The sequence below is a fragment of the Streptomyces capparidis genome (assembly GCF_054782095.1).
The window spans coordinates 1-19,643 of record NZ_BAAGTD010000064.1; the positions used below are offsets into that span (position 1 = coordinate 1).

Genomic DNA, 19,643 nt, shown 5'->3' on the forward strand with positions numbered 1-19,643 from the left:
GTCCTGCACGAGCTGGCCGTACGGCTCGGCCAGCCCCCGCACCGCTTCCCCAGCGACCCCCGAGCGGTCTACGACGAGCTGCGCGCCGCCTCGGCGGGCGGGCAGGCCGACTACCGGGGCATCACCTGGGAGCGCCTGGACGCGGGCGAGGCCCTGCACTGGCCCTGCCCCGGCCCCGGGCACCCGGGCACGCCGCGGATGTTCACCGAGCGCTTCGCCCACCCCGACGGCCGGGCGCGGTTCGTCCCCGTCGAGTACGCGCCCGCGGTGCGCACCGGCGAGGAGTTCCCGCTGTACGCCACCGTGGGCCGGGTGCTGGCGCAGTACCAGTCGGGGGCGCAGACCCGGCGCGTGCCCGAGCTGCTCGAGGCGGAGCCGGAGGCGTTCGTGGAGGTGCACCCGGACACCGCGGCCCGGGCGGGCCTGGCCGAAGGGGAGCGGGCCCGGGTGGTCTCCGCGCGGGGCGCGGCGCTGGCCACGGTGCGCCTGGTGCCGGAGCTGCGCCAGGACACGGTGTTCCTGCCGTTCCACTTCCCGGGCGAGGAGCGCGCCAACCTGCTGACCGAACCCCTGCTCGACCCGGTGTCCCGGATGCCGGAGCTGAAGGTGTGCGCGGTGCGCCTGGAACCGCTGCCCGCGGCGGAGCCCGCCGCGGGCGACCGCGTCCCGCTGGACCGCGCCGCCGGGGCGGCCCGTCCGTGACCGTCTAGGAGAGCACAAGCGCCATGGACACCTCCCACGTCGTCATCATCGGCAACGGCATGGCGGGCCACCGGCTCGCGCAGGCACTGCGGGCCCGCGGCGGCGGCCCGCGGGTGACGCTGGTCGGCGCTGAGCCGCACCCGGCGTACAACAGAGTCCTGCTGTCCGCGGTACTCGCCGGGACGGTGACCCCGGACGACCTCGAGCTGGCCCACCACGACGGGCGCACCCTGCTGGGGACGCGGGCGGTCTCGGTGGACACGGCCGCCCGCGCCGTCCGCCTGTCCGACGGCACGGAACTGGACTACGACGCCCTGGTGCTGGCCACCGGGGCGCGCCCGCTGCTGCCTCCGGTGCCCGGCCTGGCCTCCGCCGACGGCGGCCCGGCGCCGGGCGTCGCCACGTTCCGCACCCTCGCGGACTGCGCCAGGATCGCCCAGCTCGCCGGGACCGGCCCGATGGCCGTGCTCGGCGGCGGCCTGCTCGGGGTGGAGGCGGCGCGCGGCCTGGCGGGTCTCGGCGTCGAGGTGACCCTGGTGCACCCGGTGGGCCATCTGATGGAGAGCCAGCTCGACCCGGAGGCGGGCCGGGTGCTCGCCGGGATCCTGGACGGGCTCGGCGTGCGGGTGCGGCTCGCCGTCGGCGCGGCGGGCTGGCGGCCCCGGCCGGACGGCGGCACCCTGGAACTGACGGACGGCTCGGCGCTGGAGTGCTCCGGCGTCGTGGTCACCGCCGGGGTCGCCCCGGACACGGAGCTGGCGCGCGCGGCCGGCCTGACCGTGCGGCGCGGGGTGGTGGTGGACGACCGGATGGCCGCCTCCGCCCCCGGGGTGTACGCGATCGGCGAGTGCGCCGAGCACCGCGGGCGCTGTCACGGCCTGGTGGAGCCGTGCTGGGACCAGGCCGAGGCCCTGGCGGGCGTGCTCACCGGCACCGACGCCCGGTACACCGGGTCGCGGCCCGTGGTGCGGCTCAAGGCCAGGGGCATCGACCTGGCCGCCATGGGCGAGATCCCGATGGACGGGGACGACGGCACGGAGCTGGTCCGCGTCTCGGCGCCCGCCCGGGGCAGCTACGGCGCGCTGGCCCTGCGCGCGGACCGGGTGGTGGGCGCCATCGTGCTGGGCCTGCCCGACGCGACGGGGTCGGTGGTCCAGTTGCACACCACGGACGCCCCGGCGCCCGCGGACCGGTTCGGCCTGCTGCTCGGCCGGGGCTCGGAGGTCACCGAGAGCCCGGAGAAGCTGCCGGAGCGGGCCCTGGTGTGCCGCTGCAACGGCGTCACCAAGGCACGAGTGGTGCAGGCGTGGCGGTCGGGCGCCCGCGACCGGGCGGCCCTGGCCGGCGCCACCTGGGCGACGACGGGCTGCGGGGGCTGCGCGGGGGCCGTGGAGCGGATGTGCGCCTGGCTGGCGGGCCGGGAGGCGGGCGAGGAGGCGGCGGCGGGGCAGAGCGCCTGAGTCCGGCCGCCGTTTCCCGGCGCCGCCCGGCGGTGGTTTTCCACCGGATCCGGGAATTCCCCGGCCGCCGCCGCACGACCCCCGGGGGTGCGCGGGGGGGGGTGTGCGGAATACACCGTTCCGAGCGAACGATCGTCCGTTTTCCCAGGGGCTCAGGGAACGCCGATTGCGCCGCCGCCCGCGGCGGTGGCCGGGAATGCCGTCCGCGGTATTCGCGGAAAGCCCGGGAAGACGTCGGCGCCGCGGCGGACGGGTGAACGTCCGCCGCGGCGCCGGGTGCGCACCGCCCCACGGGGGTAGGGGCAGCGCGGTCACAGCCTCCGGAACGTGCCGAAGTACGCCGGGAGGTCGGTGAGCTCCTGCTCGCCCGGGAAGCGCACCTGGAGGATGGAGTCGGCGACCGACTCCACCTCCCAGCCCTCGGCGAACGCGCCACGCAGGTCGTCCGGGACCACGGGCGGGAATCCGGCGCGGACCTTCTCGGGCACGCCCGCCGCCCCGAACTTGGCCTTCACCACGGCCCTGGCCTCGGTGCTCATGGCCAGGATGTACACCCGGGCCCCTGGCCTGGTGGCCAGGCGGAGCTGCGCGGCGTAGGTGGACCGGTCCTCCGGGGACAGGGCGTGGAACATGCCGCAGTCGACCACGGTGTCGAACCGCCCCGCGTACGGCGCCAGGTCCAGCACCGAGCCGGCGGCGAACTCCGCCGTGCTGCCGCGCTCGGCGGCCCGCCCGCGCGCGTGCTCGACGGCCGCCTCGGAGATGTCCACGCCGAGGACGGAGTGGCCCGCGCCGGCGAGGAACAGCGCCATCTCGCCGGAGCCGCAGCCCGCGTCGAGCACGTCCCCCTTGATGGCGCCGGCGCGCTCGAGTTCCACGAAAGGCCGCTGCGGCTCGCCGATGTCCCACGGGGGGCGCGCGGTGAGGCTGGTTTCGCCCTCGTAAGTTTTCTTGTAGAAACCCTCGACTTGTGATGAAGATTCTGCCATAGCTTTATTCTCCAGCCCTGATTAGTCGAGTGTCAACGACAAGCAAAAGAACCATATTCCGCTGCGGCTGGAAAACCATCGGAAAACCACCGCGCGACCACCGGGACAAGTGCGGAACTCGACGGCGATTCGAGGGCGGTCCGACCTCGGTGCGCCTCCGCACCGGCCACGGAGGAACCGCCGCGGCCCGGGCCGGAGGCGCACCGGCCCGGGCCGCGCGGGATCGTCCGCCGGCAGGCGTCAGACGCGGCTGGGGGTCGCCGCCCCCTCGCCCGCACCGCTCGGCAGCGCGGCCTGGCGCCGCTCCTTGACGGCGTGGCCGCCGATCGCGACGACCAGCCCCACCGCGAGCCAGCCCAGGATCACCGCCATGGGCGTGCCGAGCGCGGCGCCGTCGAGGTAGCCGATGCTGCGCAGGCCCGTGACGAAGGCGCCGCCCGGCATGTACTCGTTGATGAACACGTAGAAGTCCGGCATGAAGTAGCGGTTGACGCCGCCGCCGGAGCTGGCGATGCCGAAGACCAGGAAGGTCAGCGCACCGAGCCCGATGCCCGGGAAGCCCACGAGCTGGAACGCCTTGACGCACGCCAGGATGGCGAAGGCGTACAGCGCGCAGAGGCCGGACAGCGCCCAGTAGTCCGACGGGTAGGCGTCGAAGGTCCACCGGACGATGGCGATGGCGGTCAGGCCCGCCAGCACCGAGTAGACCGCGGCCGGGCCCAGCCAGAACTTCACCGGCAGGCGCGGCGCCCGCAGCGTCAGCACCACCAGGAAGGCGACGGTGGCGATGGTCATGCTCGCGAACAGGAACAGCGCGATGAAGCCCGTGGAGTCGCCCTCGGGCAGCGGCGCCAGGTCCGTCACCGTCAGCGTCTGGCCGCTCTGCATGGCCATGGAGGTGAACGTGTTGGTGAAGAAGTTCTTCGGCATCAGGCCGGTGGCGCCCGTCACGAACAGCTCGCTGCTGTCCGGACCCGGCGCGAAGACACCCAGGACCTCCTGGTCCTCCAGCGCCTCCTTGGCCGTCTCCACGTCCTGGTAGGCCGTGATGTCGAGGGAGCCGGGGGCGCGCTCGAGCTGCTGCTCCACCTGCTGAACCGTGGCCGCGTCGCCGACGACGCCCAGCGGCAGGTCGTTGGGCTTGGGGTTGTGCAGGGCAGCGGCGATGATCCACAGGAAGAGGCTCAGCACGACGACGCCACCGAGGATCGCCGGCCCGATCTGCTTGGGATGCGGCGCGGCGGGGTGGCGGGACGCCTCGCCCCCGCTCTCGCGGCCGACGTCGCTGTCAGTGCTCATGATGGTGCTCCTTCTCGCTCCGACCGTCCACGCGGCTCTCGCGGCGCTGCTTCCGCGGCCCCACGCGCAGGCGTGGCCGCCACTGCGGTCGCCCGGCCGGCACGCCGACGCAGCCAACTATCATCAGGTGATGAATTCTATGACCGATGATTTTCCCGAGGCAACCTGGGGCCCGTTCGGCTTCACCCGAACGGGCCCCAGAGTCGGTGCGATGGGAGATGTTTGACCGCGTGTCGGTCCGACGCTGCGCCGGTCCGGCTTTGCGTCAGTCGCCCGGCGCGGGCAGATAGCCGCTCTTCACCATCCAGTCGAAATAGACCCCGAGCAGCTTTTCGTCCAGCGGCGGGCAGTTGATGCCGGAGCCGGTCAGGGCGCGTTCGGCGTTGGTGGCGTCGTAGTCGATGGCCTCCTCGCCGCCCACGACGAACTCCTCCACCACGCCCATCACCGGGTGCAGCTCGTTGTCCCGCTCGCCGTAGGTGTCCTGGAGGGCCCGCCACCAGTCGTCCACGGGCACCAGGTCGGCCTTCCACCCGTACGCGGCGATGGCGTCCACCAACCGGCGGAAGGTGAGCTTGCGCCGGTTGACCAGGTGGTAGGTCTCCCCGAAGGCGTGCGGCTCCCGGGAGATGCGCACCAGCGCGCCGGTGACGTAGTCCACCGGGGTCATCTCGATCTCCAGGTCCAGGTCCGGCGCGATGCCGAGCTGGACGCAGCCCTTGATGACCCGGGTGGTGAAGTGCGTCGTCAGGGCGGCGCCGGTGCGCGAGTCGCCGAGCACCCGGCCGGGGCGGTACACGTCCACCGGGATGCCGCGGTCCCGCGCGGTCTCCATCAGCCGCTCGGCGGCCCACTTGGTCTGCACGTAGCCGGTGACCAGCTTCCCCGCGCCCGCGATGTCGTCGGTCTCCTTGATGACGGTGCGGCCGTCGGCGGGCAGGCCCCAGATGCCGTACGTGGACACGTGGCTGACCGGGGTGAGCGGCCCGCGGCAGGCCAGGCGCAGGATCTCCTCGCAACTGGTGAGGTTGGCCGGCCGCAACTGCTCGTAGGTGTAGGAGAAGTTCACCCAGGCGCCGTTGTGGTAGATGGCGTCCAGGCGGTGCGCCAGGTCGTCGAACAGCTCCTCGGTCAGCCCCAGCAGCGGCTTCTCCAGGTCGCCGGGGTGCACGGCGATCCGGTGCTCCGCGCCCTGCCGCCACGGCAGGTACTTGAGGTAGTTCTCCCGGATCCGCGCCAGCCCCTCCTCCGGCCCCGAGCAGCGCACCAGGCAGTGCACGGTGGCCTCGGTGGTGGCCAGCAGCTCGTCCAGCAGGTAGGCGCCGAGGAAGCCGGTGGCGCCGGTGAGCAGCACGTGCCGCGGATCGGTGTAGCCGTCGCGCAGCGGGCCCTCGGGGCGGATGGCCGGGTCCAGCGTCACGTCGCCCGCGATGTTGGCGGGGACGGACATGGGGGCGTCCTCCGCGTCCGCGCCCGCCTCGGCGTCCTTGCCGCCGCCGAGCTCGGAGGCCAGCAGCTCCGCCCAGTCCTCCAGCGTGGACCGCTCGAAGAGCTGGTTGGGCCGGACGCTGACCCGCAGGTCCTTCTTGCAGCGCTTGACGACCTCCATCACCATCAGCGAGTCCAGGCCGTGCGACATCACGTCCGCGGCGGGCTCGATGGTGTCGGCGGCGACCGACAGCACCTCGCCCAGCACCCCGCGCAGATAGCCGACCAGCCGCCCGGCCCGCTCCTCGGGCCCGGACGCGCCCTGGAGCTCCCGCAACACCGGCGAGTCGGTCTCGTCGCCGAAGTCCTCGGCGACGACGAGGGTGCGCAGCAGCGGGCGCTCGATCCTGGCCTCCATGACCGGCTTGTACGTGGCCCAGTCGGCGGCGCAGACCACGGCCTGCGGGTGCCGGCCGGTCAGCAGCGCGCCGAGCAGCTTCAGGCACTGCGGGGCCGACAGGGTGCGCAGGCCGGTGGAGGTGAGGAACGCCAGCACGTCCTCGCCGAACAGGTTGGACTCCAGCTCCCACGGGCCCCAGCTCACGGTGAGCGCCGCCTGGCCCAGGCTGTGCCGGTACTCGGCCAGGCCGTCGAGGAAGGCGTTGGCCGCGGAGTACGAGGACAGGTGCTGGGAGCCCCAGGTCGCCGCGATCGAGGAGAACCCGAGGAAGAAGTCCAGGTCGGCGCCCTCGGTGAGCTGGTGCAGCAGCCAGCCGCCGACGACCTTCGGCCGCCACACCGCGTCGTACTCGTCCGGCCGGGAGGCCGGGATGTCCCGCAGGAACTGCGGCACGGACAGGCCGGCCGCGTGCACCACACCGGCCAGCGGACGGGGGTCCATGGCCAGGTTCTCCATCACGGGCAGCATCTGCTGGATGTCGCACACGTCCGCCGCGACCACCTCCACGGCGGCGCCGGTGGCCTCCAGCTCCCGCACCAGCGCGACGCGCTCGCGGACGGCCGGGGGCAACTGCGGCAGGTTCCAGTCGGCGCGCGGCGGCAGCGGGGTGCGGCCGAGCAGCACCAGCTTGCCCGCGCCGTTGACGGCCAGCCAGCGGGACAGGGCCCGCCCGATGCCGCCGAACGCGCCGGTGATCAGGTACGAGGCGTCCTGCCTGACCGGCGGGGTGCGGCGCAGCTCGGCGGCCTCCAGGTGGTGCGGGACGAGCCGCGCCACGTACCGGGTGCCGTCGCGCAGCGCCTGCTGGTCCTCGGCGCGCACATCCAGCAGGGCGGCGGCCAGCGCGGCGGCGTCGTCGTTCTCCCGCCGCGGGTCGAGGTCCACCGCGCCGCCCCAGTGCTCGGGGTGCTCGAGGGCGACCACCCGGCCCAGGCCCCACAGGGTGTTGCCGAACGGGGAGGTCACCCCGGGGGCGCCGGGCGCGGGGACGGTGCCCCGGGTGACGAACGACACTGTGGCGGCGCCGTCCCCGCGGGCCAGCAGCGCCTGCACCGCGGCCACCAGGGTCAGCTCGGTGCGGTCGCGGTAGTCCACGAGCGCGTCCACGTCCACGCCGTCCGGCTCGGGCGCGTCCAGGCCGGACAGCAGGACCACCCGCCCGGGGGTGTCGCCGGGGCCCGCCTGCTCGCGCCAGCGGCCCACCAGGGCGGCCATCCGCTCGGCGTCCGGCCCGACCTCGTCCGGCTCGGCGACCAGGCAGTGGGCGCCCAGCTCGCGCAGTGCGCCGGCGAGCCGCTCGGCCACGCCCCTGCGGTCGGGCAGCAGCAGCCAGCTCTCGCCGGCGAGCCGCCCCGGGGCCGGCGCGGGCTGCGCGGGCTGCCACTCGACGCGCTGGAGCAGCTCGTCGGGGTGCCGCCACGGCGCGCCCCTGGGCGGCACCGCCTCGGCGCCGACCACCAGCAGCTCGCCGATGCCGCCGACGTGCGCGCCGTCCTCGGCGAAGAACTCCACCGAGCCGCTGACCTCGCGCAGCTTCGCCGAGGTGCCGGTGGCGTGGTGGGCGGTGGCCCGCACATACGCCACCCGCCGCGGGTCGGGGCAGATCAGGTCGCTGATGCGGCGGGTGAACCCGACCTCGTGGGTGTCGGCGCCCGCGTCCCAGGAGAGCGCGGCGACCGCGGCGTCCACCACCTCCACCCAGCTCAGGGCGCTGTCGCTGCGGTCCTGGGAGAGGGCGACCAGCACCCCGCCGCCGCCGCGGTGGGCGCCGGTGACCGCGCCGGCCAGGGCGGAGGACAGCGCGGCGGGCTCGAAGCTGACCGCGTCTCCGTACCGGTGCACCTGGAGGGAGCGGGCCAGGCGGCGGCCGGAGGCCCGGCGGCGCAGCAGGCCGTGGCCGTGCCGGGTCCACGGGGCGCCCGCGGCCTCCTCCGCGGGGGAGATGCTGTAGCAGTCGTAGGCGGCGTGCCCGTCCTTGTCGGGGCGCACCGTGAACTGGGCGATCCGGCCGTCGCCGCGGGGCAGCCGCTGCTCGATGACGACCTCTTCCACGCAGTCCCAGTGGCCGCCGAGGGCGTCGGCGACGATGTCGTGCATCATCGACGCGACCGCGCCCACCGGCAGGTAGCTGTGGCCGTCGGCGGCGACCCGGGCGTACGGGTCCCACCTGGGGTCGTCCAGGTCCACCTGGTAGGTGGGGACGGCGCTGCGCAGCCGCACGCCCACCGACGGCACCTCCTCGCCCGCGGGCAGCGCGGGCGCCGCGGCCTGCCCGCTGTCGCGCTTGGGGGTGAACCAGTACGACTCGCCGCGCCACACGGCGGTGGGCAGCGCGACCCGGCGGCGCGGGCCGGGGCGGTCGCGGTGCACGGCGTCCCAGTCGACGGTGCCGCCGCGCAGGTGCAGCAGACCGAGCGCCTGCCCCACCACCTCGCGGTCGGCCAGGGCCACGCCGCGGGTGGGGCGGCGCAGCGACGGGATCCACACGCAGTCGGGGTCCTCCACGGCCCGGTTGCCCAGGCCCACCAGGACCGGGTGCGGCCCGACCTCGAGGAAGGTGCGCACCCCGTCGGCGTGCAGGCCGGTGATGCCGTCGTGGAAGCGGACCGCCCCGGCGGCGTGGCGCACCCAGTACTCGGGGCCGACCTCGGCCTCGGTCCACCGCCTGCCGGTCACGTTGGAGTACAGCGGGATGGCCGGCGCCGAGTAGGTGACGGTGCCGGCGACCTCGCGGAAGGCGTCGAGCATGGGGCGCAGCAGCGGCGAGTGGAAGGCGTGCGAGACGGTGAGCCGCTGGCTGCGCACGCCCTGCTCGCGCAGCGCGGCGGTGACGGCGTCGACGTCGGCGGCGGCGCCGGAGACGGTCACCGTGTGCGGTCCGTTGACGGCGGCGAGCGCGACGGTGTCCGGGTACGCGGCGATGGCGGCGAGCGCGGTGGCCTCGTCGCAGTGCACGGCGGCCATGGCGCCGCCCGCGGGCAGGGCGGCCATCAGCGAGGCGCGGGCGGCGACCAGGCGGACGGCGTCCTCCAGGGAGAACACCCCGGCCACGCAGGCGGCGGCGATCTCGCCGATGCTGTGGCCGAGCAGCGCCGTGGGCTTGAGCCCGTAGGACTGCCACATGCGGGCGAGCGCGTACTCGACGGCGAACAGGGCGGGCTGGGTGTAGCGGGTGTCGTCGACCGGCGAGGTCTCGCCGGGGCCCGGCCACACCACGGACGCCAGCGGGCGGTCCAGGTGCTGGTCGAACAGCTCGGCGCAGGCGTCGAACGCGGCGCGGAACGCGGGCTCGTCGGCCAGGCCCGCGGCCATGCCCGCGTACTGGGCGCCCTGGCCGGTGAACAGCCAGGCGGTCTTGCGGTACTTGTGCACCGGCAGCTTCGCGGTGGCCAGGTGCGGGTCGCGCTCGCCGCGGGCGTGGGCGTCCAGGGCGTCGGCGAGCGCCTCGAGGGAGCCCGCCGACGCGGCCAGGCCCCAGGTCTGCCTGGCCCGGCCGACCTGGGTGGTCCAGCAGGCGTCGGCCAGGGTCAGGCCGGGCTCGCGCCGCAGGTGCAGGGCGTGGCGGCGGGCCAGCTCGGTCAGCGCCTCCTCGGAGTTGGCCGACAGCAGGTAGACGCCGGGGGCCTCGGGGCCGGTCCGCCCGGCCTCCTCCCGCTCCCGCGGCGGGGCGCTGACCACGGCGTGGGCGTTGGTGCCCGAGGCGCCGAAGCTGCTGATGGCGCCGATGCGGGGGCGGCCGGCCTCGGGCCAGGGGCGGGCGGTGTCGGCGACCTGGATGCGCAGCCTGCTCCAGTCCACGTTCGGGTTGGGCGTGGTGAAGTGCAGGTGCGGCGGGATCTCGCCGTGCTGGAGGGCCAGCACCAGCTTCAGCAGCCCGGCGACGCCCGCGGCGGACTCCAGGTGGCCGATGTTGGTCTTGACCGAGCCGACCAGCAGCGGGGAGTCCTCCGGCCGCTCCTTGCCGATGACGGCCTGGAGGGCGCGCAGCTCGATGGGGTCGCCGAGCGCGGTGCCGGTGCCGTGCGCCTCCACGTAGTCCACGTCGCCGGGGGCGATGCCGGCCTGCTCCAGCGCCGCCCGGATCACGCTCTGCTGGGCGGCGGGGTTCGGCACGGTCAGGCCGCTGCTGCGGCCGTCGTGGTTGATGGCGGTGCCGCGGACCAGGGCGATGACGTTGTCGCCGTCGCGCCGCGCGTCGGACCAGCGCTTGAGGACGACGATGCCCGCGCCCTCGCCGCGGCCGTAGCCGTCCGCGCTCGCGTCGAAGGTCTTGCAGCGCCCGTCGGGCGACACCCCGGCGAACTTGCTCATCATCACGAAGCCGTACGGGGACAGCATCAGGTTGACGCCGCCGGCGAGCGCCATGTCGCAGTCGCCGAGCCGCAGCGCCTGGCAGGCCTCGTGCAGCGCCACCAGCGAGGAGGAGCAGGTGGTGTCGATGACCTTGCACGGGCCCTGGAGCCCGAGGGTGTAGGAGATCCGCCCGGCGGCGAAGCTGGGCTCGCCGACGAGCTGGTAGGCGTCCACGTCGCGGATGTCGCCCTCGCTCTGGCGCATCCGCACGTAGTCGGTGGTGCTCAGGCCCAGGTAGACGCCGGTGGCGCTGCCGTTCAGCCGGTCCGGGGCGTAGCCGGCGCGCTCCAGCGCCTCCCAGGCCACCTCCAGGGCGATGCGCTGCTGCGGGTCCATGCCCAGCGCCTCGCGCGGCGAGATGCCGAAGACGGACGGCTCGAAGGTGTCCACCGGCCCGCCCAGGAACCCGCCCCTGGTCACATAGGTCTTGCCGGGGGCGTCCGGGTCGGGGTCGTAGAGGGCGGAGGCGTCCCCGCGGTCGGCGGGGAACTCGGAGGTGGCGTCGACGCCCTCGCTCAGCAGCCGCCAGAACGCCTCGGGGCTGTCCGCGCCGCCGGGCAGGCGGCAGCCGAGGCCGACGATGGCGATGGGCTCGTCGAGGCGGGGGGCGCCGTCGGCTGCCTTCGCCTTCTTCAGCCGGTCCTGGAGCCGCTCGATCGTCCGCAGAGCGTCGACGAGCCGGGCCCGGTAGTCCTGCTGGACCGGGCCGCCGTGCGTCGTCGTCATTTCAGTCTCCCTCGGTCAGCATGGATTCGGAGCTGGAGAGCGCGGCGAGCAGGCGCCCCATCAGCGCGTCGTCGCTGAGGTCGTCGAGCCCGTCGTCGAGCGCCTCGTCGGGTGCGTCGTCAATCGGGTCGCCGGTCGCGCCGTCGGGTGTGCCGTCGGGTGTGCGGGCCGCCGCGGTGTCCGGTTCGCCGCCCGGCCCCGGCGCGGGCGCCTCGTGGGCCGCGGGCGGGGGGGTCGGGGGCGCCGGGGCGGCGTCGGGGCCGGGCACGGCGGGTTCCGCGCCCTCGAACAGCTCCTCCAGGATGAACTCCGCGAAGGAGCGGGCGTTGGGGCACTCGAACATGATCGTTCCGGGCAGTTCGCGGCCGATCTCCCCCTCGGCGCGCTGCTTGAGCTCCGCGCCGAGCACGGAGTCCACGCCCAGTTCGAAGAAGCCCTGCTCCGGTCCGACGTCGTCGGCCCCGCCGAGCACCTCGGCCACCAGGTCGAGCAGCACCTGGAGCAGGTGCTCCGCCCGGTCGTCCGGGGGCAGCGCGGCCAGGGCGGCGACCAGCGGGGGGACGGCGGCGGCCGGGGCGGAGGGCGCCGGGGCGCCGTTCGCGGGTGCGGTGCCGTTCGCCTGGGCGGCGCCGTTGGAGTGCGCGGTGCCGTTGGCCGGCGCGTTGCCGTTCGCCTGGGCGGCGCCGTTGGCCGCCGCGCCGACGGCCGCCGGGGTGCCGTTCGGGGCCGCGCCGTTGGACTGCACCGCGCCGTTGGACTGCGGGGTGCCGTTGGACTGCGCGGTGCCGTTGGAGTGGGCGGTGCCGTTCGCCGGTGCCGCGCCGTTCGTCTGCACCGCGCCGTTGGCGGCGGGCGCGGGGGACGGGGCGGGTGCGGCGATCCAGTGGCGCCTGCGCTGCCACGGGTAGGTCGGCAGCGTCACCATGCGGCGGCCGTCCGGGACCAGGCGGTCCCAGTCCACCCGGCAGCCGTGCGCGTGCAGCGCCCCCGCCGTGGCCAGCAGATCGACCACCCCGGTGCTCTCGGGGCTGAGGACGACGAGCTCGGGAGCGCCGCCGCGGCCCTTCGCGGCCTGCCGGGCCGCCTCCAGTGCCGGGCGCAGCGCCTCGGCCGCGGCGCCCTGCGGGTCGAGCACGACCTCGACGCCGTCCTCGGCGAGCCGTCCGGCGAGTTCCGGCCAGCCGCCCGCGGCCGAGTGCCGGGGCAGCGCGCCCCGTCCCGGCTCGGGGGCGCGGCCCGCCGCGAGCAGCCGCAGCGCGTCCGCGGCGCCCAGCTCGCCCGCCACCACGGCGGCTGCGTACTCGCCGGTGCCGTGGCCCACGACCGCGTCGGGGGTGACGCCGAGCCGGTCCCACACCGCGGTCGCGGCGAGCTGCCCGGCCAGGATCAGCGCGCCGTGCTCGGCCGTCCCCGGCCGCGGTGCCCGGCCGGTCTCCCACGCCTCGACGGGCGAGAAGCCCAGCACCTCGCGCGCCGCCGCGTCGGTGTCCGCCACGGCGCCGCGGAAGGCCGCCGCCGCCTCGGGCCCGCCGAGCAGGGCGCGCACCACGTCCCCGCCCGCCGGGTCGGCGCCGAGCAGCGCGGCCCAGGGCAGGTCGGGCGCCTGCTCCCCGTACAGCAGGGCCAGCGCCCGGTCCTCGCCGGGGCGGCCGGTGCCCAGGTGGGCGCCGGGCGCCGACTCGCCGCGGGCCACCGCCGCGAGGGCGTCGGCCGCCTCCCGCCGGGTGCGGGCGGCCACCGCGACGCGGTGCTCGTGGTGGGTGCGCCGCACGCCCGAGACCCAGCACAGGTCGGCCAGTTCGGCCTCGTCCGCGGAGGCGACCCGCTCGGCGAGCAGCCGGGCGGCGTCCCGCAGGGCGGCGGGGTTCAGGGCGGAGGTGGTGAGCACCAGGGGCCGCGCCGGCGCGGTCGCGGGAGCGGGGGCCGCCGCGACGTCGGCGGGCGGCTCCTGCACCACCACGTGGGCGTTGGTGCCGGTGAACCCGAAGGCGCTGATCCCCGCGGTGCGCGGCCGGTCGCCGCGCGGCCACGGGGTGGGCTCGGTGACCACCCGCACCGGCAGCCGGTCCCACGCGACCTGGTGGGTCGGGGTGGTGACGTGCAGGTGGGCCGGGATCTCCTGGCGGCCGAGCGCCAGCACCGTCTTGATCAGGCCGGTGACGCCCGCCGCCGCCTCCAGATGCCCGACGTTGGTCTTCACCGAGCCGACCAGCAGCGGCCGGTCCTGGGTGCGCCCGGCGCCGAGCGCCCCGGACAGGGCGCGGATCTCGATGGCGTCGCCGAGCCGGGTGCCGGTGCCGTGCGCCTCCACGTAGTCCACCTCGCCGGGGGCGATGCCCGCCTGGTCGAGCGCGGCGCGGATGACCTCCTGCTGGGCCTCGCCGCTCGGCACGGTCAGGCCGCCGCTGGCGCCGTCCTGGTTGACGGCGCTGCCGCGGATCACCGCGTACACCCGGTCGCCGTCGCGGCGGGCCCGGGAGAGGGTCTTGAGCACCAGCGCGCCCGCGCCCTCGCCCCTGCCGTACCCGTCGGCGGAGTCGTCGAAGGTCTTGCACCGCCCGTCGGGGGCGAGCGCCCCGGCGGCCGACATGGCGAGGAACACCGTCGGGGTGGACATCACGTTGGCGCCGCCCGCGACGGCGATCTCGCTCTCGCCGGCGCGCAGGCTCTGGCACGCCAGGTGCACGGCGGTCAGCGAGGAGGAGCAGGCGGTGTCCACGGCGATGCTGGGGCCGCGCACCCCGAGGAAGTACGACAGGCGCCCGGCGGTGCCGCTGAAGGAGTTGCCGGTGCCGTAGTAGAGGTCGACGTCCTGGCGGTCGCGGGTGACCAACTGCTGGTAGTCGGTGGTGTTGAGGCCGACGAACACGCCGGTGCGCCCGCCGCGCAGCCGGTCGGTCCGCGCCCCGGCGTCCTCCAGGGCCTCCCAGGCGACCTCGAGGAAGATGCGCTGCTGCGGGTCCATGCTGCGGGCCTCGCGCGGGGAGATGCGGAAGAAGCCGTGGTCGAAGCCGTCGACCGCGTCCAGGAAGGCGCCGCGCGCGGTGGCGGTGCGGCCCGGGGTGACGGGCCCGTCGGCGAGCAGCGCGGCCGCGTCCCAGCGGTCGGCGGGCACCTCGCCGGTGGCGTCGGTGCGCGCGGCCAGCAGGTCCCAGAACGCCGCGGGGCTGTCGGCGCCGCCGGGCAGGCGGCACCCGATGCCGACGATGGCGATGGGCTCGGGGCCGGGGGGCGGCTCGTGGGCGACGGGGACCCGCGGGGTGGAGGGGGCGGGGACGGGCTGCGCGGAGGGGGCGGGGACGGGCTGCGCGGCCACGGGGGTGGGCTGCGCGGCGGGGGCGGGCTGGGCCGGGGCGGGCGCGTCGGCGCCGGGCAGCGGGGGCAGGTCCAGGGTGAGCAGGTGCTCGGTGAGCGCCTCGACGCTGGCGTGGGACAGCACGTCCGCGCCGTCGAGCTCCACGCCGAGCGCCTCCTGCACCTGGCGGGCCAGCTCGGTGACCGAGATGGAGTCGATGCCCAGCTCGAAGAAGCCGCGGGTGGCCGGGAGCCGCTTGCCCGGGGCGTGCCCGAGCACGGTGGCCAGCGCGCCGTGCACGGCGGCGGCCACGCGGTCCCGGTCCGGCGGTGCGCCGGCTGCGGCGGGGGCGGGGGCGGGGGCGGGGGCCGCGGGGACGGGGGCGGGGGCGGGGCCGGCGGGGGCGGCGGGCGCGGAACCGTTCGCACCGGCCGTGCTCACCGGGGTGCCCGCGGCGCCGGTGCCCGGCACCACCGCTCCCCCGGCGATCTCGCCGACCAGCGCCCCGGACGCGTCGTACAGCCTGACCTCGGCGCGCAGCCCTTCGGTGGGCAGGGCGCCCGCGCGCTCGGGCGGCCGGCCCTGCTGGCCGCGGGCGACCCCGGGCAGCCAGTGCCGCTCGTCGGCCCAGCGGTGCGGCGGCAGCGTCACCGGGCGGACCCGCCCGGGGAAGACCGCCGCCCAGTCCACGGACACGCCCGCGGTGTGCAGCTCGGCCCGGGCCTGCGCCAGGGTGGCGGCGCCCTCCTTGTCGCGGGTGAGCGAGCCGACGACGGGGCCGGTGCGGCCCCGCTCCTTCAGGGCGGCCTGGAGCGGGCGGCCGAGCACCGGGTGGGCGCCGATCTCCACGAACACGGCGTCGCCCGCGGCGAGCAGCTCGTCCACGACCGGCCAGAACAGCACCGGCTCGCGCACGTTGCGGCCCCAGTACGCGGCGTCGAGCGGCGGGGTCTCGCCGGGCGCGGCGGTGGACAGCAGCGGCACGGCGGGCTCGGCGGGTGACAGGTCGGCGAGCAGGGTCTCCAGCTCGTCGCCGTAGGGGCGCATCAGGGGGCTGTGGAACGCGTAGTCCACGGGCAGCGGGACGGTGTGGGCGCCGCCGGCCTTCAGCTCGGCGACGGCCCGCTCCACCGCCTCGGGCGGACCGGCCACCACCACCGAGCGGGGGCCGTTGACGGTGGCGACGCACACCTCCGGGTGGCGGGCGTCCAGCACCGCGCGCACCTCGTCGGCGCTCGCCTCGACGTTGACCATCCGCCCGGTGCCGCCGGCCCGCGCCATCAGCCGGCCGCGCGCCACGATCAGGCGGACCGCGTCCGGCAGGGTCAGCGCGCCGGCGACGCAGGCGGCGGCGACCTCGCCCATGCTGTGGCCGATCACCTTGTCCGGCACCACGCCCCACGAGCGCCACAGCCGCGACAGCGCCACCTGCACGGCGAACACCGCGGGCTGCGCCACGTCGGTGGCCTTCAGCCGCTCCGGGTCCGGGTCGCGCAGCGCGTCCAGCAGCGACCACCCGGCGTGCTCGCGGACCAGGGCGTCGCACTCGTCCAGCGCCTGCCGCACCACCGGCTCCGCGTCGTACAGGTCCACCGCCATGCCGGGCCACTGCGAGCCCTGGCCGGAGAAGACGTGCACCACGGGCGGCGTGCGGCCCTCGGGCAGCTCGCCGACGCTGGCGGCGGGGCGGCGGGTGCCCTCGTGGAACGCCGCGAGGGCGTCGGCGAGGGCGTCGGCGTCCGGCGCGACCACGGCCAGGCGGTGCCGGTGGTGGGTGCGGCGCAGCGCCGCGGTGGCCAGCACCCGCTCCAGGGCGCCCGGGGCGTCCTCGGGCGGCGGCAGCCCGTCGAGCAGGCGCCGGTAGTCGCCCGCGAGGGCGCGCAGGCCCTCGGCGGTGGACGCGGACACCAGCAGGGTGCGCGGCCCGTGCCCGGCGGGGACGGCGCCGCCGCGGGCGGCCCGCTCCGGCACGGTGGACAGCACCACGTGCGCGTTGGTGCCGGAGAGCCCGAACGCGCTCACCCCGGCGACGGCGTGGCCGCGCTTGGTGGGCAGCTCGGTCGGCTCGGTGGGCACGGCGATGCCGGAGGCCGCCCAGTCCACCAGCGGGGTCGGGCGGTCGTGGTGGATCTGCGGGGGCACGGTGCGGTGGCGCAGCACCAGCAGGGTCTTCAGCAGCCCGGCGATGCCGGCGGCCGAGTCCATGTGCCCGAAGTTGCCCTTGTGGGAGCCCACGAGCAGCGGGCGGTCCGCGGGCCGGCCCGCGCCGAGCACCTCGGCGAGCGCGGCAATCTCCAGCGGGTCGCCGAGCGGGGTGCCGGTGCCGTGCGCCTCCACGTAGGCGGGCAGGCGGTGGTCGAGGCCGGACGCGGCCAGGGCCGAGCGCAGCAGGGCGGCCTGGGCGACGGCGTTGGGCACGGTGAGCCCGGCGCTGGCGCCGTCCTGGTTGACGGCGCTGCCGCGGATGACGGCGTGGATCCGGTCGTGGTCGCGCACCGCGTCGGCATAGCGCTTGAGCACGATCACGCCGCAGCCCTCGCCGCGCACGATGCCGTCGGCGTCGGCGTCGAACGGGCGGCAGCGCCCGGTGGGCGAGAGCGCCCGCACCTTGCCCATGAACACGGTCAGCTCGGGCGCGACGATGGCGTTGACGCCGCCGGCCAGCGCGGTGTCGGCCTCCCCGTTGCGCAGCGCCTGGCAGGCCAGGTGCACCGCGACCAGGGAGGACGAGCAGGCGGTGTTGACCGTCATGGCGGGGCCGTGCAGCCCGAAGACGTAGGAGATGCGGCCCGCGGCGAAGCTGAACTCCTTGCCGCTGGCGAAGTACGGGTCGATCGCGGCGGTGCCCGCGGCCTTGGCGTGCAGCAGCAGGTAGTCGGAGCCCAGGATGCCCATGTGGACGGATGTCCTGGTGCCCTCCCAGCGGGCGACGGGCACACCCGCGTCGTCCATGGCCTCCGCGGTGACCTCGAGCAGCAGCCGCTGCTGGGGGTCCATCTCGCGGGCCTCGCGCGGTGAGATGCCGAAGAACTCGGCGTCGAACCGGTCGATGTCGTCGAGGAACCCGCCGTCACGCAGATAGGTGGTGCCGGGGTGGGCGGGGTCGTCGTGGAAGAAGCTCTCGTCCCAGCGGTCGCCCGGGACGCGGTCAACCACGTCCAGGCCACCGAGCAGGACCTCCCACAGGGAGTCCAGGTCGCGCACACCGCCGGGGAACCGGCAGCCGACGCCCACGACGGCGATGTCGTCGGGTCGGGGCGCTGGAACGTTTCCGGGCGCGGCCCCGCGGCGTGGTGACGGGCCCCGGCCGGGCGTGCGGCGGGCGTTCGGCTCAGGCATCTGGTCCACCCCTGGCGACGTATGACGACATGCGGTGACTTCGGCGGATGTGAGTGGGCTCGCACGAAGTAGGCTCCGCCACCGTTACTCACCGCGCTTGCGCCCCACTTGAGGCCCCGGCGAAGCCCGGAAGGCCGCCCGGGGCCCCGTCGCGCGGGGGTCCGGGCAGACGGGGGCGCGGCCGGGCCCCGCTCCGGAGGCGACGGTTCCGACGGGGCGGGCGTGCGCGGCGCCGGGGCGGGCGGGGCGGGAGGGGGCTGGGCGCCGCGTCCGGGGAGGGCGGAGGAGGCGGGGCCGCGGGCGGGGCGGAGTGCCGCCGTCCGGGAAGGGTGGAGAAGGGCAGTCCCGGGGAGCGGGAAGGCGGGTGAGGAAAGGGTGTGCGTCAGGCGTGGGGCGAAGGGGTGCGCGGGGGCCGGGGAGGGGATCGCGTCCGGGAGGCGGTGGGGCGGTGGGGCCGTGGGCCGGGACCGCCGTGCCGGCGCGCGCCGGGTGGCCGCCGCGCGTACCCGGGCCCGGGTCCGGAGGGGTGTCACCGCGCGGACCCGCGAGGAACCCCCGCGCCGTCACCCGGCAGCCCCGTCCGGGGCTGCCGCGGGGCCGCGCCCGCGCGGCGGAGGAGCCGGCGGCGCGGGTCCCCTCCGCCGTCGCCCGCTTCCGGTGGGCGGGGGTCTCAGTCGGTCGGCGACATCGGCAGCGGGCCGGTGAAGTACCGCTGGAGGACCGGGGCGACGCAGGCCACCAGGTCGTCGGAGGACATCGTGTCGATCGGCTCCACCTGCACGATGTACCGCGTCATCGCCATGCCCAGCAGCACGCTGGTGGCGAGCACCGCCCGCACCTCCGGGTGCGACTTGCCCGTGGACTCGGCGATGGGCAGCGACACCTGCTCGATGAAGTAACGGCGCAGCAGTTGCGCCGCCCCCTCGTGGGTGACCGCGGAGCGCATGATGCCGCGCATCTGGTTGCGGGTGCTCTCGTTCTCCCACAGGCCCAGGTAGGTGCGGGTGAGGCGTTCGCCGAGGCCGCGCAGCGCCCTGCGCCGCCCGGCGACGGAGGCGACGATCTGGTCGGGGTTCACGGCGTCGTGCACGGCGGCGATGAACAGCCGCTCCTTGGACACGTAGAAGTGGTGGATCAGGGCGGTGTCGACGCCCGCTTCCTGGGCGATGGAGCGGATGGAGGCGCCCTCGTAGCCGAGCTGGGCGAACTTCTCCTGCGCCGCCTCGAGGATCTGCCGCCGGCTGTCGGTGTTGCCCGGCCGCCGCCCGGTGCGCTTGCGCGCCGCCGGTTCGCTGCGGACCTCCTCCCGATCCTCCTCGGCGTCCTTCGCCTCGATGTCCTCGGTCCGCACCTCTGCACGCCCAAGAGCGCTCATCATTACCTCCGCAGTGCACGCCCCTCGGGCGCCGGGCAGGCGTTTCACCGGCCCGAACAGGCCGGAACAGGATGGGGCGCCCGCCCGCGGCCCTTCCGTCTGGAATTCCAGGAATTCTATACCCAATGACTTCCGCTGGCCGGAAACAGTGGATGCGCCCGCGCGGGCCACCCGTGCCGGTCCGGTCTCCCGGGCGCCGCCCACCGGGAATTCCCCC

General features: G+C 76.1%; 7 protein-coding genes. 2 read left to right on the forward strand and 5 right to left on the reverse strand.

Features of this window, described 5'->3' with window-relative positions; all coding sequences use genetic code 11:
- Both ACYVO2_RS33310 and ACYVO2_RS33315 read left to right on the forward strand, forming a co-directional pair.
- Positions 1–702, forward strand: a 702-nt coding sequence (locus ACYVO2_RS33310) for a molybdopterin oxidoreductase family protein (protein ID WP_461011828.1), incomplete at its 5' end; no start/stop codon positions are given.
- A gap of 23 nt (positions 703–725) precedes the next feature.
- Positions 726–2,162: an FAD-dependent oxidoreductase gene (locus ACYVO2_RS33315; protein ID WP_461011829.1), complete on the forward strand. Its 1,437-nt coding sequence runs from the start codon at positions 726–728 to the stop codon at positions 2,160–2,162.
- Between the two features lie 311 nt (positions 2,163–2,473).
- Here ACYVO2_RS33315 and ACYVO2_RS33320 read toward each other — a convergent pair whose 3' ends face one another.
- The 5 genes from ACYVO2_RS33320 to ACYVO2_RS33340 all read right to left on the reverse strand — a co-directional run bounded on the left by ACYVO2_RS33320 (position 2,474) and on the right by ACYVO2_RS33340 (position 19,426).
- Complete coding sequence (locus ACYVO2_RS33320; RefSeq protein WP_461011830.1) at positions 2,474–3,151, reverse strand: SAM-dependent methyltransferase; 678 nt, start codon at positions 3,149–3,151, stop codon at positions 2,474–2,476.
- 240 nt (positions 3,152–3,391) lie between these two features.
- Positions 3,392–4,450: an ABC transporter permease gene (locus tag ACYVO2_RS33325; protein WP_461011831.1), complete on the reverse strand. Its 1,059-nt coding sequence runs from the start codon at positions 4,448–4,450 to the stop codon at positions 3,392–3,394.
- Positions 4,451–4,715: 265 nt separating this feature from the next.
- Positions 4,716–11,417, reverse strand: a complete 6,702-nt coding sequence (locus ACYVO2_RS33330) for a thioester reductase domain-containing protein (protein ID WP_461011832.1) — start codon at positions 11,415–11,417, stop codon at positions 4,716–4,718.
- 1 nt (position 11,418) lies between these two features.
- Positions 11,419–18,051, reverse strand: coding sequence for a type I polyketide synthase (locus ACYVO2_RS33335; RefSeq protein WP_461011833.1), 6,633 nt, complete (start codon positions 18,049–18,051; stop codon positions 11,419–11,421).
- Between the two features lie 670 nt (positions 18,052–18,721).
- Positions 18,722–19,426: a TetR/AcrR family transcriptional regulator gene (locus ACYVO2_RS33340; RefSeq protein WP_461011834.1), complete on the reverse strand. Its 705-nt coding sequence runs from the start codon at positions 19,424–19,426 to the stop codon at positions 18,722–18,724.
- Between the last annotated feature and the right edge of the window lie 217 nt (positions 19,427–19,643).